The organism is Pseudomonas sp. PA-5-4B (assembly GCF_021606215.1).
Classification (GTDB): Bacteria; Pseudomonadota; Gammaproteobacteria; order Pseudomonadales; family Pseudomonadaceae; genus Aquipseudomonas; species Aquipseudomonas edaphica.
This window is the reverse complement of the sequence record NZ_WKDB01000068.1, coordinates 12,798-34,199: the sequence shown is the minus strand read 5'-3', so window position 1 is coordinate 34,199 and position 21,402 is coordinate 12,798. Positions and strand designations below refer to the sequence as shown.

Here is a 21,402-nt window from a genome sequence, read left to right as displayed (position 1 = left end):
CTGCCAGATTGTGTTGAGCAGACCAGCCCAATTCTCGTTCGGCTAGACTGCAGTCCAACACGTTCACGGGGACGTCGAAGGGGCGACCGGGTTTGTACGTGCGCTCAATCGGTTTTTTGACGATTTTCTCAATAACATTAATAAGCTCATTCAACGAAGTGCCGGTGCCGGAACCCAAATTGAAAACTTGTTGTTTACCGGTATAACGCAGTGCTTTGACGAAAGCGTCGGCGAGATCTTTGATATAGATATAATCACGGGTCACGCTGCCGTCACCCCATATCTCGATGGGGTTGTTGGCTACCGCACGATTGATAAAGGCAGCTACTGCACCTTGAGCGGTTTCGATACGCTGGCGCTCTCCATATGGATTGGCAACCCGCAAGGTAATAGGCTCGATGCCGTGAAGTTGGCTATAGAGGTATAAATATTTTTCGATAGTCAGCTTACTGATACCGTAAGACACTTCTGGCTCAGTGGGGTGGGTCTCAGGAATCGGCATCTGTTGTGGACGACCGTAAACAGTTCCGCCCGACGAGATAAACACAATTTTCTTGATATTAAGCTCAACCATGGAGTCGAGCATATTCAAGGTGCTGACGACATTGGTTTGAATGTCGTAAATGGTATCTTCGTTGGAAGACTTGGGCAGGGTGGTGGATACCAGATGAAGTATCCCGTCGGTGCCCTCCATGGCACTGTGAAGATTGTGCTTGCTCTGGAAGTCGCCGGTGATCCACTCGACCGATTCGTCGTCCGTAAATTTGCGGTAAGGCTCCACACGGGGTCGCTCAAAAATACGCAGGCTGTGCCCTTCTTTCAGCAGTTGATCCGCGATTGTGGAACCAATAAAACCGCCGCCACCAAAAATTACATATTTCATAAAATCTCCGTTTTTTCATGAGGCCTTTTAATCAGCCCTATATACGCTTTGTCCAGAGCCTTGGCGTATATTTTTAAGGTAGAGCCTGCAACTCTTGGCGTTCGATGTAGGCCAGTGGTTCCAGACTTGAATGCGTTGAGGTGGTTTTTCAATACCTGAGCGAGTGCATGACAGTTGCCTGCCGGGAACAATTCAACAGCGTCTTCGCTATTGAGGTACTCCGTGATGCCGGTGACGTCACTGGCGATCACAGGAAGGCCGCTTGCTAAGGCATTCAGGAGCACCAAGGGTGCGTTTTCTCGCCAAATTGATGGGATGACAAGAGCGTCGAGATCGGCCATGACGTCACCGATCAAATCGGGAGCGAAGGTGCCGACGAAATGAACCCGCTCGTCTTCTGCGCACTGTGCCCGCAGCGAAGCTACATAGTCTGGATAATGTTCGGTATCACCGTAGATTCGGATGTCGATATTTTTATTGTCGATCATCTTGATGGCGTCCAGCAACACATGGCAACCTTTATGGGTTATTAGCGTGCCTATAAAGCCAATGGTATAGCTGCCTGACTTTGAGTGCTCCCGGAGTATCAGTTCCTGCGTAATGACAGGAGGTTCGACCGCGTACTTAAGCGGCTGTATTTTTCTTCCGGAAATTTCATTGGCTTCAAGTAAGGATTTAATTGACTGCGTCGGCGGCAGGATCAAGTCTGTTTTTGATAAATAGTCAGTAATAACCGACTTGCGACTTCTTAGATCGATATACATTCTTCGATATCGAGCCAGCCCAGAAAACGGGAGATATGAGAGGATCTGGAAGAGCAAAGCAATCATCTTTGCGGGTACTATTTTTACCGAGTCCACCAACACTCTCTTATTTGTATTCATCAGAAGATGCTTCAGGCAATTTCCCGCGTGGCTGGCCGGGCCATTGCACTCCGGAGTTCCCCAAGGTTTCAGCAGCTGACAGGTCCTACACGTCAGCCAATAATCGGTAGGCGTAAATACAGTGGGGATATTGCGCTTAAGACAGGATTGCAAGCACGACAAGGTCAGGTTTTTAAAATGAAAAAAATGTACCAAGTCTGGTGCAAATGACTCAAGTATCGCCTCAAACTCGGGCGCAATATTTTGATTGTCATACTCCTCCACGACCGTCTCGGCTGTGAATTGCCCTTGTCGATAGGGCGTCCAAATACGATGGACGGTAAAACCTTGAAACTCATAGCTATCGCTGGAATAGATCTGAGCTTGCGTCAGGGCACCCGTCACCACACGCACATCATAGCCAAGGCTACGCAGCGCTTTAGCGGTTGATAGAGTGAGCACTTCCGTACCAGCACTGAACGTCGGAAAAAATTGATGGACGCAAAGCAGAATGCGTGGGGCGCTGAAGGGCAAGGATAAGCTGCTCATACGGCCTCAGAGGAAATCGCCATTTACGGCCCTTGCCTTGAATACGGGGTCGACGGAAGGAAAAGCATGCTGCGTGATAACGTACTTCATTTTGGCAGCGGCCTGCCATCAAACCTTGCGCGGTGTTGATGGCAGTCGTCGGTTCAATTATCAGACGCCATACATAGCAAAGGTTTCCTTGGCCATCGTCTCCGGGGTCCGGTCATAATTTGTGGTAGTGGACATGCCATAGAGTGTGGCCGGCGCCAACACCAGGCTGGACAGCTTCTTATACAAGTCGTCGGCACTTCCTCTGGCAAACGCTAACCCGTTGACGCCTGGTTCGAGGAACTCGGTCATGCCTTGTACATCGGAAACGAGCACAGGGGTGTGCGTTGCCAATGCATTGAGCAATACCAGCGGGCTGTTTTCGTACCATTTTGACGGTACGACGAGCAGGTCAATATCCTTCAGGATATCGACCATGCCACCTTTGTCAAAGGTGCCTAGGAATTCGATGTCGCCACCCGCTGCTTTCGCTTTGAGGTCAGCCATGTAGGCAGGGTCCTGATCCGCCGGACCGTATATCTTCAAGCGCGCAGAGTTTTTCGGCAGCCGTTGGAAGGCGTCTACCAACAGGTCCGTGCCCTTGTGGGGAGCGATCTGACCGATAAAGCCTATGGTCGGGACATGATCGGACGAACGCGTAGGCTTGGCCGTACGATCAATATCAATGCCGAACCAGAGTGCGTGCATAGGCACTTTTACTTCGTTGGCCAGGTAGGCTTTTTTCAGAAACGCCGTAGGCGCGACGGCCCCTTTGTAGCCCTGGTTATAAAGCGAAATCAGTGTATCGGGGCGGCGTGCAATGTCTTCAATAGTGCCGTCAATTTCACCATTTTTGAGCCCTGGCATTTTGCGCAAGAACGTAGCTGATGTTGCAATGACCTTTGCTGCCGTGGCTGATTTGGCATACCCCATCCAGCCCCCAACCTTGCCGCGGGCAGCTTCTTTTATGTAGCAGGCTACACAGTTGGATCGGCTCCGAGACGGGCCCGCGCAGAGCGCGCCATCTGCGGCTTCCAGTTTGTTGTTGAGACAAAAGCCAAAAAAGTCGGTGAATGTGGCGTAAGTAGGAATACCCAGCGCCGTTGTCGCTTCGAGCAGCACAGAAGTGTGATTTATCAAGTGCGTGACATGTACGATATCTGGTTGCAGCTCAGACAGCAGCGACTTAAGAATTTCGCGCATTTCCGGCTGATAGTACGTCTCTTTGATACGACTGTGCGGAACCTTGTTCTTGTCCAGGCAGATAACCTTAATGCCCTCATACTCAAAATGAGAGAGAAGATTTTCTGTTGCGGGCTCGCCCTGAAAAATCGCGCTCACGACAGTTACGTCATGGCCCCAGGCCGCATAATTTTTCGCCAGCTCCAGGGTATAAGTTTCCGTTCCATAGAAATGGTCGGGGAAGAAACAATGTACAAAAAAGACGATTTTCATTTTTTCTTTTCAACCATGATGTCGCTGTAAATATTTTGATAACCCTTAATCATTGCTTGAATAGAGAAATTATTCTGGGCTCGTTTTCTGTGGAGTTCAGCGATTTTCAAGCGACGAGCATCATCTTCAAGCAGCGACACAATGATATCGGACAGCGCATCAGAGTTGCCTGGCGGTGCGAGCAGAGAATCGTCTTCAACGATTTCTCCGATCGCGCCGATATCGAAGCCCACCACCGGCACACGCATGTTCATCGCGAATGGGCTGACCTGGCCGAAGCTTTCCTTCCAGACGGGGGCGACGAAAATCTTCATGCGGTCGTAAATGGCAGGCAGGGTGTCGTAAGGCACGTAACCGGTGAACTCAAAGTTTTCCGCAACACCGGCCTCTTCGGTAGCCTTCATAAAAGGCTCCATCAGGCTGCCTCCACCCACGATCAATACTTTGATCGATGGCTTTTTCTGGGTGGCGAGAATGAAAGGCATAATGGATTCGGAGTTGAGTTTGTCGCCCTCAAGGCGGTAAACCATACCGATACAGTCTTCCTTAGGCTTGCGGCTATTACGCGACTGGAACATGGCGAAGTCAGAGCCGGGGTAAACCGTGACGTGGTTGGATTGCTCTTTCCCGAATACACGTCTTACGTAATCGCTGACGTACACGTAGCGTTTGATCGCTTCCGAATAGTAAGGTGCAACTGGGGTGTTGATGTTTTGAATGACGGGGATGCCCATTACCTCGGCCGCCTTTACCGCCTTCGCATACCATGGCTCATCACAGTCACCCCAATAGTGCATGTGGATAAAGTCGGGTTGAATGTCTTCAAAGAGATTTACGAACGGTGCTTCATCGTCGGGGAAGCGAACCTCTTCAACGGGGATTCCAACATATGCCGCTGGTTGAGGGGCGTAGCTGGTGACTATCCTCTGGTCGTACTTTCCGCCCAGATATTCATAAATATCGACTACTAATCGTGATGAGCCGCCGGTCATAAAGTTTGCAATGACATGCACCACAATCGGCCGGGCCGTGGCCAGTTTCTTCGGCTGTTTTACTAGATAGCCGGTCTCAGGAGTCGTACTGATGGCGGTCCCCGCTTGTTGATTACGCAACCGTTGTATCGCTGGGAGCAGTGCAACACGCAGTCGGTTTCTCAGTGCGGACGGCATGACCAGACTTCCGCTCAGGTAGATGATTTTAGCTATACCTCGTAGTGATACGGGGCGTGCCGCGATCGCATCCCGCCAGCGCAGCAGTCGAGTTTGGCGCAATTGGTTAAAGCGAGATTTTTCTTGCTCGATCGCATGAGACCAATTTTTTTGTTCTTCCGATAATTGCACCGCGGATCGTTCCAGCTGTTCCTTCAGTGAGTTGATGACATTATCCTTTTCGTTAATCGCCGCGTTGAGACGATTAACTTCCGTGCTCAGCTCATCTAGCTGAGAGTCATTCTGGCGGATTTGCAAATTGGCCTCGAAAATTTCCTGGTGAGTGTTGGCAAGCAATGAGTCTTTTTCCAAGAGCATGAGGTTGAGCTGTTCAACCTCCAGCCCTTGTTCGCTCAATTGTTGTTCCTTATCCTCGCAATGAGCGTTGAGCCGGGATATTTCCCGACCGGTCTCATTGAGTAGCAAGTCTTTTTCGACAATCACCTCATTCAAGCGGTTTAGCTCAAGCGCCAATTCGCCAACGTGATTGTCTTTTTGCTCATACTGTTCGTTAAGGTGGGAAAGGGCGTCGCCAAGCTCGCTGAGACGCGAATCTTTCTCTGTCATCATCAGTTGCAGACGGTGTACCTCTGCGCCGAGTTCGCCTAGCTGAGTACTTTTTAATTCACTCTGTTCACTGAAGCTGACAATTTCGTTGCCCAGTTCATTGAGGCGAGAGTCCTTCTCTGTAATCATCAACTGCAGGCGGTGCACCTCAGTGCCGAGTTCGCCTAGTTGGGTGCTCTTTAATTCATACTGTTCACTGAAGCTGACAATTTCGTTGCCCAGTTCATTGAGGCGAGAGTCCTTCTCTGTAATCATCAGCTGCAGGCGGTGCACCTCATTGCCGAGTTCGCCTAACTGGGTACTTTTTAATTCACTCTGTTCACTGAAAAGAGCAATCTCACTGCCCAGTTCATTGAGGTAAGCGTCTTTTTCGGTCAACAGCAGGTTCAGGCGATGGATCTCGACGCCCAACTCATGAAGCTTGGATTCCTTGTGACTGGTTGTTGAGCTTAGCGAAGCAATTTCCTGACCAACTTCATTCAGGCGCAGGTCTTTCTCAACAATAACATGATCAAGGTGATTGAGTTTTTGACCGATCTCATTTAGAAGGTCGTTTTTAGCCTCGATCAATAAATTCAATCGCTGTAGTTCCAGGCCAGACTGGTTGAGTTTCTGGTCTTTTTCTACGGTGTGGCTATAAAACGCGTTTACTTCGCGCTTCGCCATTTCAGACACTTCACCCATTAAAATGTCTTTGTTGATCAGGAGCTTATTCAGTCGATCAATTTCAACGCGCATCTTATCGAGCTGGCATAGCTGCGAAATTCGATCGCGTTGTAGTTGGTGCCACCATTGTGGAGTTTTCTGCTCGGCATTTTCTACGTACCTCAAGGCATACGCGCAGGAGGTAGCATACTCAACGATAGCGCCTAGTTCATACAGGCCAAAGTCGCTTGGGTTTTCCAGCGATCCGTAGGCCGCTTTCCAATCGAGTTTCAATGCCGCTTCGGCTGCGATTAAGCCTTGTTGCCAGTAGTCTATAGCGGCCTGAGTGTGAGAGCGGCCGGACTCTATCAGCCCGAGATTCAAGAATGCATGAATCTGTTTGGTGATGAGCGTTGGGCTGTAATCGGCACAGTTGAAGGCGGTGCAGGCTACGTAATAAGAGATAGCTTTTTCGCTCTCACCGTATTTTTGCCAGAGCTGCGCAAGCAGATAGCAAAGGGAGACTTGCCATCTTAGTTGCTGAGGCGTTGAAGCGGTCTCGTTCAGATAAGGCTGGCACTGCCCTTCAAAGAGCTCAACATCAACCCAGCCACATTCAGCGCTGGCGTACAGCTGATAGCCCGACACGCATAGCGCCGCGCCCTGGTCTGGTGTGGTCGCTGGGGCCTCCAGTGCTACCTGCTTGCTGAGGGCGCTGAGCAGTTGGGCATTACTGATGCGATGCCCGATCGTGACCATACCTTTGACCAACCAAGGGTTGTCGTATTCTTCGAATCGCGTGACGTGCCATTCCGGGTTCTCCGGATACTGGTCATAGGTTGTTTCCGTGTAAGGCACATCAGCGCCTTTACTCGGTGCTTTCATTCCGACCAGCAAGCACCACTCGCATTCTGGGTCGTCTGTGGCGAGCGTGTCGACGCTGGTTTGGAAAAGTTGGCGTGTGCCCACCGCCCATTGTTTGTTTTTCTTATATTGATCGGCTGTTTGCCCGAACGCAGCCTCCACCAAAAAGTGCTGTTGTGTTTCCTGGAGGATTTTTTCCCATGTGTAGACATGAAAGTGAAAGGGGTTGGGGTCTTCTCCGGTCTCATCGGACCAGTCCCTGGGAACGGACAACACGATGCGCCCAGCGGGCGTAAGCACCCTGTGGAACTCTGCCATCAAGGCTTTCGGATCCTGTACGTGCTCCAAGGTTTCAAAAGACGTGACCAGGTCGATCGAGTTGTCAGGGATATCAACGAGTGCTTTTGGAAGCCACCCTTCTTTGAAACTCAGGTGGGTCGACTGCGCGGCAAAGTTTAGCTTGGCGTATTCAATAGCGTATTCGCTGCCGTCAATACCCAACACGCTAGCGGCATCAGAGCACTTGCGTAAAAGGTAGGAGCCGTAACCCAGTCCACATGCAGCGTCGAGCACGCGATCGCCCGGACGTATATAGCGGCTGGCTAAAACGTAGCGAATGATATGAGCATCAGAGCGACTACCTGGCTCACGGGTCATATCCATGTGCAAGTCGCGTTCTTCGATCAGCGCAGTCAACGGGTACTTAAGTGCGGCCTCGGTGGGGATTTTCTCCAGCGGGATCGCGACCTTGCCTTGTTCCTCTTGAAGCGCCTGGTAGTCGTTTACTCTGTAGTAAGCTGCGTGCTTACGCATCCCGGCTTGAAAAAACTGAGCTTCACAGTATTTGCGGAACGCTGAAGCCTGCGAGGGTTCCGGATGGTCCAGATACAAAAACACGTTAGCATTGGAGACGCGAATAGTCTCTTCTATAAAACGCGTCTCCAGAACGCCCGGTTGAGGGAGTTCGGTGACCAAAACAGTGTTGAACTGGTCATTGGCGAACGGAAACTGCTCACCTTCAAGCTGTTGAAAACGACCGTTTAGCCGGTGTGCACAATAGTCAGTTCGGGCGGGATCCAGTCCCAGGCTGATGACTTGAATACCGCTGGCCAAAAAATACTGAATAAGGGGCAGGTCAGAAAGACCTATATGCAAAAGCGGGCCGTTACCGCAACTCCCGAGCAACTGCTCGGCAACTTTGGACATTTCATCGGACGACATGAAAATGGGTGCGCGGGTTGAGTTGTATTCAATAAGATCAGCAGAATTCAAAGTCATCTGTTCAGCCCTTAATCGAAACGGCTTTCATGCGGAGGTCCATTACACCGCCAAAATGGTATTCACGAGGCTTGGTCGCAATCGAGAAAAAAGCAGCCTCATCTCGCCAGTGAATAATGCGCTGTTCTGCGTAATAAGGTTTACCTTCGTGCGAAATGGCCGCCTGCACCTCATAAAGGTTTACACCAAGGCTGCAGACAAATTCGAAATCTACGATGAATGTTTCGCCTGCGGAGAAACTCTTACCCCAAAAGTACTCGCCCTCGCAGAGGTTCGCATCAATAGACATGTCCTGATTCAACGTGCCCCAGGAGTAAATCTTCACGCCTTCTTTGTTGCGCAACCGAATACCGACGTTGAGGTTGCTAAGGTCTGAGTGACTGACGCACTCTACGCGCAGTACTGCGGTCTCGGTAGGGTAGAAAACTTGTTTCTCCGCGCCGTCCGTGTCGAGTACTTTGACCGAAATGACTTCTGCGTCAAAATTGCCGAATGAGAACTTGTCAGGGGCTTTGCCTTTGACGGATGGCGCTGCCTGAGTCTTGTTGGAAACAACTTTCGTCAGGTGCGCAAGGTAGGCACTTTCTTGGGCGTGCAGATCTCTCCGGTAATCCAGAATGACTTCTGCCGAAGGCCCAGCGCTTTGAACTCTGCCATTGGACAGGAAAATTGCGCGCTGGGTGAGTGTGCGTACCGACTCCTCATCATGGGATACAAAAAGCAGGGTAGTGCCACTGCTGGTCAGCATTTCGATGCGTTCGTAACAACGCTTCTGAAAGAGGGCGTCACCGACGGCAAGCGCTTCATCGACGATCAGGATATCCGGTTTCAGGTTAGCCTGTACGGAAAACGCCAGCCTAACGAACATGCCACTGGAGTACGTTTTTACGGGCTGATCGATAAACGTACCGATATCTGCGAAAGAAAGAATGTCATCCATCAATTCATCGGTTTGTTGGCGGTTCAAGCCGTGAATAGCACAATTCAGGTAGACGTTTTCACGACCGCTGAAGTCTGGATTGAAGCCGGACCCGAGTTCCAGCAAAGCGGCAATCCTTCCGTTCACATTTACTGTGCCAGAGGTGGGGGTTAACGTTCCGCAAATAATTTGTAGCAGCGTTGATTTGCCTGAACCATTCTTGCCAATGATGCCGACCGATTCGCCGCGTGCGATTTCAAAGTTAATATCGTTAAGCGCCCAAAACTCTTTGTGCGTCTTCAACGAGGGTAGAAACATTTGCAACAGACGATCTTGAGCTTTTTCATACATGTTGAAACGCTTGGACAGACCGCTGACACTGATAGCAACATCGTTAGAGTACATCTGCGAAACCTGCACGAGTTTTTTGAAAGAAGGCGTAGCCCAAGGCGCAAGTGATAACTCCAATCCCGAAGCTTATTGCCAGGCTGTGCCAATCTGGTAGTTGTCCAAATAGCAAGGTCGCTCTTCCGTTTTCAATGATGGCTGTCAGTGGGTTCAGATACAGCCAGCCTTGATACTGTTCAGGCAGTGCCGATATAGGGTAAAAAACCGGCGATAAAAAGAGTAGCGCCGTGACCGCCATGCCGGTAATTTGCCCGATGTCTCTGATATAAGTACCGAGTGCAGCCAGTAACCATGAAATACCCATCATCATAAATACCAGTGGTATTATAATTATTGGGAAGTATAAGGCCGTCAGCGGGACTGTATGATTGAAGAATAGCTGAGTGGCGAGCAGTACGCTTAGGCTAACGGTAAAGTGAAACAAGGCATTCAGTACTGAGGTCATAGTCAGCACTTCAATAGGGAATACCACTTTTTTGACGTAGTTGACGTTGCTCAGAATCAGCTTGGGGGCCGAGTTGATGCATTCTGCACAGAAGCCATGGATGATCAGTCCGGCGAATAGCACGAGCGCGAAGTCGACTTTTGACTCAGAACCCAAGCCAGCGCCCCAGCGCGCCTTGAAGACCGTCGAAAATACAAATGTATAAATGGTGAGTAGCAGAAGCGGGTTGATAAATGACCACGCCACGCCCATGACGGAGCCACGATAGCGCGAGGAAATTTCTCGCTGAGTCAATTGGAATATCAACTGACGATGTCTAAAGCCACTTTTCAGCATCTGCCAAGGGGAAAGTGGTTGAGCGGTATGCATTTCCATTAGTTGATTCTAACCTGATGTAAATTTAGAGCGTATTGCTGAATACGGTCATTAATAGAATAGGATTGACCATCGTCCACTACTACTTGTTCAATAAAAACGGTATCGGGTATTTGAATGGACGGCGCTTTCATAGCAGATGCTTTCTCTTCATCCGGGAAAATTGGGTTTCGGGCAGGTATTCAGCAATTAAGAATGAAAAGCGGATGCAGAGCAGCGTGCGTCCCATAAATTGACCTTTGTCGAGTGCCAGAGGGAGGGGCGATGATCTCTGCAGGCGTCTGATTGGGCCCTTTGACGCTGCCTCTCCAGATCTTGACGTTATGGTGTTCATCGAGATTTTTTTGCTTTGGCGGACTCATTCAGACGTTGCTCGGTCGTGTCAAAAAGCGGTACCGATGTCGGCTAAAGCTTCAAAGCGTAGAGTTTAGCTTTATTGGCATTTTGGGACTAGCAATAATTTTTTGTGGCCATTCGTCTGGTCCATGGGCCAGTAAGCACAAGCGCTCGTGCCTGAATTTTGCAACGCTAAGCATCGCGGCACACGCAAATCTCAGTCGAGATGAGGCTCTGCACCCTCCGATCGATTTCGTCCGCAGGCAGTCTTTAGGCCGCTCCTTCCTTGAGTCCACTTGCTGCAGTGATCCGACAGATGGCTGTCCTGGCGAAGGATAAACTCAGGCTGTTGTGTGTCAAAGGCCGGTAATAAAGCTCCCCAAGGCTCGAGATCAACGGGGCGGTGGAAATTTAATTCGACGAAGGGTGGGCAAGGAGATGCAGGCGAGAGTGTGTGGCCTTTGGGATGAGCGCGCAGGCGTTTTCGTTGCTCACTTGCTCTACCAAAGCTGGTTGTACAAAGTTATGATACGGGTCCGTCAAAATGCCGGCCTATAGAGTGTGGAAAAGGCTTTGCAAATGATGCTTTCGAATTCATAGAGCCTCTGTCCTTCAAGCGGCCGGTAGTGACTTCGGTGTTCATGCTTCGGGTCAGGCTGTTGATAGGCGGTAATAGCCGCGTCAGTTGTCCGTATGGTAGGTCGTAAAGTCATCAAGCAATGGTAGCCAATTCGGTTAAATCTTTTTATTTAAGACCCGTATTTGTTGCTATCACACTGCCTTTCCTCGGCGTGGGGTTGCTGTAATGCCCCGTTAGGATAGTCGCAGCGTGCCTCCTCTATAACGTGTGTTTGTGTCTACTGAATTGTTGTATCCAACTGAATTGAAAAGGAACGTAGCATGAGCAAATTTTGGATTATTCCTGCGGTAGCGGTTGCTGCAATCGTAGCTGGCATCATTTACACGTCGACCGCTACGCAAAGTCCGGTGGCGTCCAAAACAACTGTATTCGCCGATGGTACGACCATCTCGGATCTGCGTTTCGACTCAACCGATTCGTTGGATAAGCATAAGCTTGCTGTGATGAAGGTGGCCCGCGGCAAGGAGAGCGGTCTGTCGTTTGCGGTTCACTTGAATGATGACAAGCAAACTATCGCGGAAAATGTGGGTGATTTTGAGTTGGCTAAATTTTGTACGGGTACCGACGTATTGACCTGTTCCATTCCGCTCTCCCTGAGTGGTTTCGAGCACTCCAAATCGCTGGGCGTTGTCGCTTACAGTACGCCAGGCGTTCAATTGGTAGTGAAGGAAGGCCGTTCGGACTGGGATGGTCATCGCGCTATCTTCCCAACGAACTGAGATAGGGCTTGCTCGGGATGCCAGGCCTGAGCATTCTTCATGAGCTGCGAAAGCGTCTATTTTGAAGCACTGGTCCAGTTTCGTTGCTGTTTAGGCGGCGATTTAGAAGTGATGAGGCGGATACTGATCCGCCTCTGAACTGTTCGCGGGTAGCGATTCATTACCGCCGCCTTGATTCATTGGGTCGACGTTTCAGGTCTAAAGCAAGCGGCAATCGCTGTATTGATTCGCCCGAACCTTTACCCGAACCTTTATAGGTCAGTTGCGATTAAATGTGTGGAGGCTAGCTTTTTTCTTTCTTGCGTTGTCCAGCTTCCCCACCCGCAACACCAACCACAACGCCCCCCCAATCAACACCCCGCCATACACATGCGCCATCGACAACGGCTCCCCCAGCAACAACGCCCCCCACAACACCCCAAACGGCGGAATCATAAACGTCACCGTCATCGACTTCACCGGCCCAATGGACGACAGCAAACGGAAGTACAGGATGTAGGCAAACGCCGTACACACCAGCCCCAACCCCAGCAACGAAGACCATACCTGCCAACCACCCCAGCTCGCTGGTGGATGGCTGATGGCGCTGTAGGCAAAGAACGGCAGTAAGAAAAGGGTAGCGCCGAGCATGCTGCCCAACGCCGCAAGCCGGCTGTCCAGGCCGCCACGTTGATCGAGCCAGCGCCGCGCAAGGAAACCGGCAAAGCCGTAGCACGTGGTGGCCAGCAGGCAGGCCAGTGCGCCCATCAACAAGTCCAGATCAAAGGCTACCGGCCCGGCACGGGTCAGGACTCCTACGCCAAACAGGCCCAAACACACACCTGCGATTTTCGAAGGGGTCAGGCGTTCACTGAAGAACAACCCGCCAATCAACACGCCCATCAACGGCGTGGTGGCGTTGAAGATCGCCGAGTATCCCGCCGGCAGCACCTGGGCGGCCACGGAATACATAGTCGCGGGAATGCCGGAGTTGATCACGCCGAGCAGCAGCACGGTCTTGAACTTGCCCTGGAAGTCCCAGTTCACGCGCATCACGGTGAGGATTACCAGCAGGCCGGCTGCCGCAATCGACACGCGAAAAAACGCAGTCGGCACCGTGCCGATTTCCGGCGCAATGATGCGCATGAACAGGAAGCTCGCGCCCCAAATGGCAGCCAGCCCCAACAGGTACAGGGTGTCGACAGGTCTCACGGAACACTCCTACATCAATAAGGCGGCGAGTGTTGCCCAGTGGCCTGCGCGACACAATCGCTAATTACAGGACAAACCGCGTGACCATGCCGTTGAGGTCCACCGCCAGGCGCGACAATTCGTGGCTGGCCGCCGAGGTCTGGGTGGCACCGGCGGCGGTCTGGGTCGACAGGTCGCGGATGTTCACCAGGCTGCGGTCGACATCGCGGGCCACCAGGGCCTGTTGCTCGGCGGCGCTGGCGATCACCAGGTTGCGTTCACTGATTTGCGAGATGGCGGCGGTGATTTTTTCCAGGGCGCTGCCGGCGTTGTTGGCCCGCTGCAAGGTCTGGCCGGCGTGCTCGGCGCTGCTGTTGAGCGCTTCGACGGTGCCTTGGGTGCCTTGCTGGATGCCGTTGATCATCTGCTCGATTTCTTCGGTGGAGTCCTGGGTGCGTTGCGCCAGCGAGCGCACCTCGTCGGCCACCACTGCAAACCCGCGCCCGGCCTCGCCGGCGCGGGCGGCTTCGATGGCGGCGTTAAGCGCCAGCAGGTTGGTTTGCCCAGCGATGCCGCGGATCACTTCCAGCACTTTGCTGATGTCCTGGGCTTGCACGGCCAACCCTTCGGCCTTGTTCGAGGCGCCGAGCACTTCGTCCACCAGGTTCTGGATCGAGCTGATGGTTTCGCTGATCTGGTAATGACCGTGCTTGCTGTCTTCGTCGGAGGCCTTGGATGCCTCGGCGCTGGACACCGCATTGGCCGCGACTTCGTCCACTGCCGCACTCATCTCGTTGACGGCGGTGGCGGCCTGTTCGATCTCATCGTTCTGCGCTTGCAAGCCACGGGTGCTCTGCTCCATCACCGAACTCATCTCTTCGGCTGCGGACGCCAGTTGCTGCGCCGACTCGCTGATGCCATGGAGGGTGGTGCGCAACTGGTCCTGCATGGTGGCCAGGGCCGTCAACAGTTGCGCCGGTTCGTCGCTGCCTTTGACCACGACGGGCTGGCTCAAATCACCACCGGCAATGGTGCGCGCCACGGCCAGGGCCTGGCCGAGCGGGGCGGTGATGCTGCGGGTCAGCAGCCAGGCGAGCAACAAGGTCGCGATCAGCGCGCACACAATGATCAGGCCGACCACCCACTGCGCGCTGGTATACATCTGCGCCGCCGCGTCTGCTGCGGTTTCCACGCCTTTTTGGTTGAAGGTAATCATGTCCTCCAGGCTTTTATTCAGGAGCGTGCCCTGCGGGCCGAGGCGCGTGCTGAGCAGGTCGATGGCGTCTTGCTGTTGATCCTTGTCGACCAGCTCCACCATCTGGCTGACGATACTGTTGTAAGTGTTCACATTGATGTTGAGCTGCTTGAGCATGGCGCGTTCGTCGTCGCCGCTGAGCAGGTCTGCGTGGTGCTCCAGCAGGGTGTTGAGTTCGCTGCGCTGGTTGGCGATCAGGCTTTTGCTGTTGTCGCGGATCCGTGATTCGTCGGTGGTCGCCATGCGCATCGACTCCAGGCGGATGCTGGCGATGCAGGCGGCAGCGTCGTGGATATTCTCGATGCTCGGCATCCATGATTCTTCAATCACCAACGCGCTTTCGCGCAGCTTGGCCATCTGCCCCAGGCCAAACATTCCGACGATCACCAGCATGCTGGCCAACACCCCAAAACTCAGGCTGGCGCGCAGACCGATCGGCATATTCCTCAATGACATCTTAGTGCTCCTTAGGCGATTTGAACCGGTTCCCGGGTCGGTCTTCAGACCTTGTTAGGTTGGGAAGGGCGCGCTATATATCAAAGTGCCATCAAGGTGGTAATCGGGGTATCCCCTAAGTGGTATCAAGGGTGTTACATACGTTGAGAACTCACAGGTTTGCGCGGTTTCCTGGCAACGAGCGTCAAGCCCCGCAGCTCCAGGCCTGTAGCGGTGGGCGGCGCGACTTTATGGTGTTTTTGCTGACCGTACGGTCGATTGGTGAAAACTGAAAATAAATGTACAAATTGCATGATGTTGTACAGTCAGGCCGTGCAAATCATCCTTCTCCTGCCTCGATTCACTGGCTAAGCTCAGGCATCCAGATACCCGTTCGAGGTTTCCCGCATGTCGCCATCCGCCCCTGCCATTGCCCGCATGATCCTCGATGGCTTCGACGATTACCGTGAGCATTTTCGCCAGATCACCGACGGCGCCCGCGAGCGTTTCGAAAAGGCTCAGTGGCAGCAAGGGCAGGCGGCATCGGCGGCGCGGATCAATTTGTATGAAGAGAAGGTCGCTGAAGTCACGGCGCGTCTGCGTGCCCACTTCGATGAGGCGGCGTTGCTGGCAGTGGACGAGTGGCCATTGGTTAAAAGCGCGTATATCGGCCTGATCGATCTGCGTTTTGACGATGAGCTGTCCGAGACCTGGTACAACTCGATCTTCTGCGGGCTGTTCAGCCATGACCTGATCAGCGACGGCTGCATGTTCATCCACACCACGCGGCCCAGCCTGCGCCGGGCACGTGCGGCGCAAACGCGTACCTATAAGCCTGCGGGCGACCTGGCGGCGACGCTGGCGCAGATCTTCGCCGATTACCGCTTCAGCGAAGCCTACGCCGACCTCGACGGCGACCTGCGCCGCCTCCAGGCGCAGTTGCGCGAAAACCTGCCGGATTGGGTGTGCAAAGACCCGCAGCTGAGCATCGAGCTGTTTTCGTCGGTGCTTTACCGTAATAAAGGCGCCTATCTGGTTGGGCGCATTTTTACCCGCGACGAGCAGTGGCCACTGGTGATCCCGTTGTTGCACCGCGAAGGGCGCGGCATCCAGATCGATGCGCTGATCACCGACGAAGCCGATGTGTCGATCATCTTCTCCTTCACGCGCTCCTACTTCATGGTCGATGTGCCGGTGCCGGCCGAGTTTATCGGCTTTCTCAAGCGCATCCTGCCTGGCAAGCATATTGCCGAGCTGTACACCTCGATCGGTTTCTACAAGCACGGCAAGTCGGAGTTCTACCGCGCGTTGATCAACCACTTGGCGACCACCGATGATCAATTCATCATGGCGCCCGGCGTGCGCGGCATGGTCATGAGTGTGTTCACGCTGCCGGGCTTCAACACCGTGTTCAAGATCATCAAGGACCGTTTTTCGCCGTCGAAGAACGTCAACCGCGCCACGGTGATCGAGAAGTACCGGCTGGTCAAAAGTGTTGACCGTGTGGGGCGCATGGCCGACACCCAGGAGTTTGCCGATTTCCGTTTTCCCTTGAGCAAATTCGAGCCCGAATGCCTGGCCGAGTTACTGGAAGTCGCCGCCGGCACGGTGCAGGTGGAGGGCGATACGGTACTGATTCGCCACTGCTGGACCGAGCGGCGCATGACCCCGCTCAACCTCTACCTGGACAACGCCAACCCCGCCCAGGTGCGCGAAGCCCTGGAAGACTATGGCCTGGCAATCAAGCAACTGGCGGCGGCGAACATCTTCCCCGGCGACATGCTGCTGAAGAACTTCGGCGTCACCCGCCACGGTCGTGTGGTGTTCTATGACTATGACGAGATCTGCTTTCTCACCGAAGCCAATTTCCGCCACATCCCCGCGCCGCGCACGCCTGAAGATGAAATGGCCTCGGAGCCCTGGTACTCCATCGGCCCGCTGGACGTGTTCCCGGAAGAGTTTCCGCCGTTCCTGTTCGCCGACGCCGGCCAGCGCAAGCTGTTCGACGAGTTGCATGGCGAGTTGTACAACGCCGACTACTGGAAAGGCCTGCAGGAAGCGATTCGCGCCGGCAAGGTGATTGATGTGTTTCCGTATCGGCGCAAAGACCCGCTGTAAACGCATATACCGTTTGGGAGGAGGCTTGCTCCAATTTAACAACGTCTGTGCGAAGTGGGCTGTTGTGGCGAGCAGGCTTGCCCTGCGTTGGGCTGCGCAGCGGCCCCAAAAACAGACTCAGAGTTCTTTCAGGAGTATCTCGGTGTCTACAATGGGGCTGCTGCGCAGCCCAGCGCAGGGCAAGCCTGCTCGCCACAGAGGAGCGTGGGTTAAGACAGTTGCTCCCACATTTGATCCGGTTTACTTAGCCGTCTGCCAGATCAGCCGCTTTTCTGCCACACTTGTCGGCCGTGCATAAATAGACGACCTGCAAAGTACCTGATGACTGACCAAGCGCCCGCTATCGACCAACTGCTCAAAAACCTCGATCACGCCATGCTCGCCGACCGCCACCGCTTGCGGCGCCAGTTGCTTGAGCTGCGCAAGAAGCCCGACGAGGAGAAGCTGGCGCAGTGGGTCACGCGTATGCAGGCGTCCTGCGCCCAAGTCACCGCGCGGCGTGCCAGCCTGCCAGTGATTCGCTATGACGACAGCCTGCCGATCGCGGCCAAGCGTGACGAGATCAAAGAGGCGCTAAACAAGCATCAGGTGCTGATCATTGCCGGCGAAACCGGTTCGGGTAAAACCACCCAGTTGCCGAAGATCTGCCTGGAGATTGGGCGCGGCCAGTACGGCCTGATCGGCCACACCCAGCCGCGCCGGATTGCTGCGCGCAGCGTCGCCAGCCGGGTTGCCGAAGAGCTGGCCACGCCATTGGGCGCGCTGGTCGGCTATCAGGTGCGTTTTGAAGACCAGAGCGATTCCAACACGCTGATCAAGCTGATGACCGACGGCATTTTGCTGGCGGAAACCCAGAACGACCGTTATCTGGAACGCTACGACACCATCATCGTCGACGAAGCCCACGAACGCAGCCTGAACATCGACTTCCTGCTCGGTTACCTGAAAACCCTGTTGCCGCGCCGCCCGGACCTTAAAGTCATCATCACCTCGGCGACCATCGACCTGGAGCGCTTTTCCAAGCACTTCGACGATGCGCCGATTGTCGAGGTCTCGGGCCGCACGTTCCCGGTCGACACCTGGTATCGCCCGTTGACGCTTGAGCAGGACGAGGAGGGTAACCGTGTCGAGGATGACTTGACCGTCGACCAGGCGATTCTCGCCACCCTCGACGAAATTGCCGCCTATGAGCGCAGTGAGCGCCGCAGCCCCGGCGATGTGCTGGTGTTTTTGCCCGGCGAACGCGAGATTCGCGACGCCGCCGACATGCTGCGCAAGGCCCAGCTCAAACACACTGAAATTCTGCCGCTGTACGCGCGCCTGTCGCCGGCCGAACAGCAGCGGATTTTCCAGTCCCACCCAGGCCGCCGCGTGGTGTTGGCGACCAACGTTGCGGAAACCTCGCTGACCGTGCCGGGCATCCGTTATGTGATCGACAGCGGCACCGCGCGCATCAGCCGCTACAGCTACCGCGCCAAGGTGCAGCGCCTGCCGATCGAGGCGATTTCGCAGGCCAGTGCCAACCAGCGTAAAGGCCGCTGCGGCCGGGTTGAGCCGGGCATTTGCATTCGCTTGTACAGCGAAGAAGATTTTATCGGCCGTCCGGAATTTACCGACCCGGAGATCCTGCGCACCAACCTCGCCGCGGTGATCCTGCAGATGCTGCACCTGCGCCTGGGCGAAATCACCGACTTCCCGTTTATCGAACCGCCGGATGGCAAGGCGATCAGCGACGGTTTCAACCTGCTGCAAGAACTCTCGGCAGTCGACCGCAACAGCCAGCTCACGCCGCTGGGCCGCCAACTGGCGCGCTTGCCGGTGGACCCGCGCATGGGCCGCATGCTGCTCGAAGCGGCCAAGCTCGGCAGTTTGCAGGAAGTGTTGATTGTGGCCAGTGCCATGTCGATCCAGGACCCTCGCGAGCGTCCGCCGGAGCGCCAGCAAGCCGCCGATCAGGCCCACGCACAGTGGAAAGATGCAGACTCGGACTTCGCCGGGCTGGTTAATCTGTGGCGTGGCTTTGAAGAACAGCGCCAGGCGTTGACCGCCAGCCCGTTGCGTAACTGGTGCCGCAAGAACTTCCTGAATTACCTGCGCCTGCGCGAGTGGCGTGACTCCCATCGCCAGTTGAGCCTGATCTGCCGCGATATGCAGCTGACCCTCAACAAGGAACCGGCCGACTTTGCGAAACTGCACAAGGCGGTGCTGTCCGGTTTGCTCAGCCAGATCGGGCAAAAAACCGAAGACGGCGATTACCTCGGCGCACGGCAGCGGCGCTTCTGGATTCACCCGTCCTCGGGCATCGGCAAAAAACGTCCGCAATGGCTGATGACCGCCGAACTGGTGGAAACCACCAAGCTGTATGCGCGCATGGTCGCCAAGATCGACGCCGACTGGATCGAGCCGCTGGCCGGGCACCTGATCAAGAAAAACCACTTCGAACCGCACTGGGAAAAGAAGCGCGGCCAAGTGGTGGCGTTTGAGCAGATCACCCTGTTCGGGCTGATTGTGGTCGGGCGCCGGCCGGTACATTACGGGCCGATTGACCCGGTGGTGTCCCGCGAGTTGTTTATTCGTGAAGGGTTGGTACGCGGCGAGATTCAATCCCGCGCCAAGTGCCTCACGGCCAACCAGCAGCTGCTGGAACAGCTCGATGAACTGGAGGCCAAGGCCCGTCGTCGCGACATTCTGGCGGATGAAGAAACCCTGTACGCCTTCTATGACGCGCGCTTGCCGGCAGAGATCCACCAGACCGCCACGTTCGACAGCTGGTACAAGGTCAACAGCCAGAAAGACCCGCAACTGCTGATCATGCGTGAAGAAGACGTGCTGGCCCGCGAGGCCAGTGAAGTCACCGCCGCGCATTACCCCGACACCCTGCACCTGGGCGACCTGGAACTAGCCCTGAGTTACCACTTTGAACCCAACCACCCCCGCGACGGCGTAACCCTGCGCGTACCGGCGCCGCTGTTGCCGGCGTTGCCGCCTGAGCGCCTGGAGTGGCTGGTACCGGGTGTGATCGAAGCCAAGTGCATTGCGCTGGTGCGCAACCTGCCCAAGGCGCTGCGCAAGAACTTTGTGCCGGTGCCGGATTTCGTCAAGGCCGCCCTGCAACGTATCGAATTTGGCCAGGGCTCGTTGCCCCAGGCGCTGGGCCGCGAATTGCTGCGCATGACCGGCGCGCGGGTCAGCGATGAAGCCTGGGCCGAGGCGGCGCAGCAGGTGGAAAGCCACCTGAAGATGAACCTGGAAGTGGTTGACGGCCAGGGCAAGTTCCTGGGCGAAGGCCGCGACCTGGCCGAGCTGACCGCACGTTTCGCCGAGGCCAGCCAGGCCGCATTGGCTGTACCGAAAACCGCGAAAAGCCAACAGCCGGTGGAAGCCAAGGTGTTTGCCGCCGTGGCGGAAAAGACCCAGCAAAAGATTGCTGGCCTGTCGATGACGGTGTATCCGGCACTGGTCGAAGAAAACGGCACGGTCAAGGAAGGGCGTTTCTCCACCGCCGCCGAAGCCGAGTTCCAGCACCGTCGCGCCTTGCAGCGCCTGCTCATGCAGCAACTGGCGGAACCGGCAAAATTCCTGCGCGGCAAATTGCCTGGGTTGACTGAGCTGGGCCTGATGTACCGCGAGCTGGGGCGCATTGATGCGCTGGTGGAAGATATTCTGTTGGCCAGCCTCGACACCTGCGTGCTCGAAGGCGAAGCCAGCCTGCCGCGTGACGGCGCGGGTCTGGCTGCGTTGGCCGAACGCAAGCGCGGCAGTTGGACCGAACACGCCGAACGCCTGGCGCGCTTGACCCTGGACGTGCTGAAACTCTGGCATGGCTTGCAGAAACGCTTCAAAGGCAAGATCGACCTGGCCCAGGCGGTGGCGTTGAACGACATCAAACAGCAACTCAGCAACCTGGTATATCCCGGTTTTGTGCGCGAAACCCCGGCGCAGTGGTTCAAGGAATTGCCGCGCTTTCTCAAGGCCATCGAGCTGCGCCTGGAGAAGTTGCCAAGCCAGGTGCAAAAAGATCGGGTCTGGAGCTCGGAGTTGGGCGGCCTGTGGGCGCAGTACCAGAACCGTTTGAACAAACATGCCCAGGAAGGCAAGCGCGACCCGCAGCTGGAGCTTTACCGCTGGTGGTTGGAGGAATACAGGGTGTCGCTGTTTGCCCAGCAGTTGGGCACCAAGGTGCCGATTTCCGATAAGCGTTTGAGCAAACAGTGGAGCCTGGTCGAGGCCTGAGTTCTTCCTC

11 protein-coding genes are annotated in these 21,402 nt (G+C 54.8%); 3 read left to right on the top strand and 8 right to left on the bottom strand.

Annotated elements, in window-relative coordinates; translation table 11 throughout:
- The 6 genes from GIW28_RS25140 to GIW28_RS25115 form a co-directional block, all read right to left on the bottom strand.
- Positions 1-883, bottom strand: an 883-nt coding sequence (locus GIW28_RS25140) for an NAD-dependent epimerase/dehydratase family protein (RefSeq protein ID WP_236490429.1), incomplete at its 3' end; no start/stop codon positions are given.
- Positions 880-2,295 (bottom strand): glycosyltransferase, encoded by a 1,416-nt coding sequence (locus GIW28_RS25135; RefSeq protein ID WP_236446766.1) that lies wholly within the window; start codon positions 2,293-2,295, stop codon positions 880-882. The genes GIW28_RS25135 and GIW28_RS25140, both read right to left, overlap by 4 nt.
- 150 nt (positions 2,296-2,445) lie before the next feature.
- Positions 2,446-3,777 (bottom strand): glycosyltransferase family 4 protein, encoded by a 1,332-nt coding sequence (locus GIW28_RS25130; RefSeq protein WP_236446764.1) that lies wholly within the window; start codon positions 3,775-3,777, stop codon positions 2,446-2,448.
- Positions 3,774-8,339, bottom strand: coding sequence for a glycosyltransferase (locus GIW28_RS25125; protein ID WP_236446762.1), 4,566 nt, complete (start codon positions 8,337-8,339; stop codon positions 3,774-3,776). The genes GIW28_RS25130 and GIW28_RS25125 overlap by 4 nt, the downstream gene beginning before the upstream one ends.
- Before the next feature lie 4 nt (positions 8,340-8,343).
- Positions 8,344-9,663: an ABC transporter ATP-binding protein gene (locus GIW28_RS25120; protein WP_236446760.1), complete on the bottom strand. Its 1,320-nt coding sequence runs from the start codon at positions 9,661-9,663 to the stop codon at positions 8,344-8,346.
- Positions 9,653-10,486, bottom strand: a complete 834-nt coding sequence (locus tag GIW28_RS25115) for an ABC transporter permease (protein ID WP_236446758.1) — start codon at positions 10,484-10,486, stop codon at positions 9,653-9,655. The genes GIW28_RS25120 and GIW28_RS25115 overlap by 11 nt, the downstream gene beginning before the upstream one ends.
- Positions 10,487-11,722: 1,236 nt before the next feature.
- Here GIW28_RS25115 and GIW28_RS25110 point away from each other — a divergent pair.
- The gene (locus GIW28_RS25110) at positions 11,723-12,181 is read left to right on the top strand and encodes a hypothetical protein (RefSeq protein ID WP_236446757.1); all 459 of its coding nucleotides are present in this window, start codon (positions 11,723-11,725) and stop codon (positions 12,179-12,181) included.
- A gap of 258 nt (positions 12,182-12,439) precedes the next feature.
- Here GIW28_RS25110 and GIW28_RS25105 read toward each other — a convergent pair whose 3' ends face one another.
- Together GIW28_RS25105 and GIW28_RS25100 are read right to left on the bottom strand one after the other, a co-directional pair.
- Positions 12,440-13,372: a DMT family transporter gene (locus GIW28_RS25105; RefSeq protein ID WP_236490428.1), complete on the bottom strand. Its 933-nt coding sequence runs from the start codon at positions 13,370-13,372 to the stop codon at positions 12,440-12,442.
- A gap of 64 nt (positions 13,373-13,436) precedes the next feature.
- A complete protein-coding gene (locus tag GIW28_RS25100) occupies positions 13,437-14,999 on the bottom strand; it encodes a methyl-accepting chemotaxis protein (RefSeq protein ID WP_371318499.1) in 1,563 nt (520 codons plus the stop codon).
- A gap of 450 nt (positions 15,000-15,449) precedes the next feature.
- Between GIW28_RS25100 and aceK the strand changes: the two genes are divergently transcribed.
- Positions 15,450-17,159 (top strand): bifunctional isocitrate dehydrogenase kinase/phosphatase, encoded by a 1,710-nt coding sequence (gene aceK, locus GIW28_RS25095; RefSeq protein ID WP_099548841.1) that lies wholly within the window; start codon positions 15,450-15,452, stop codon positions 17,157-17,159.
- A gap of 321 nt (positions 17,160-17,480) precedes the next feature.
- Positions 17,481-21,392, top strand: coding sequence for an ATP-dependent RNA helicase HrpA (hrpA, locus tag GIW28_RS25090; RefSeq protein WP_236447322.1), 3,912 nt, complete (start codon positions 17,481-17,483; stop codon positions 21,390-21,392).
- The last annotated feature ends 10 nt before the right edge of the window (positions 21,393-21,402 follow it).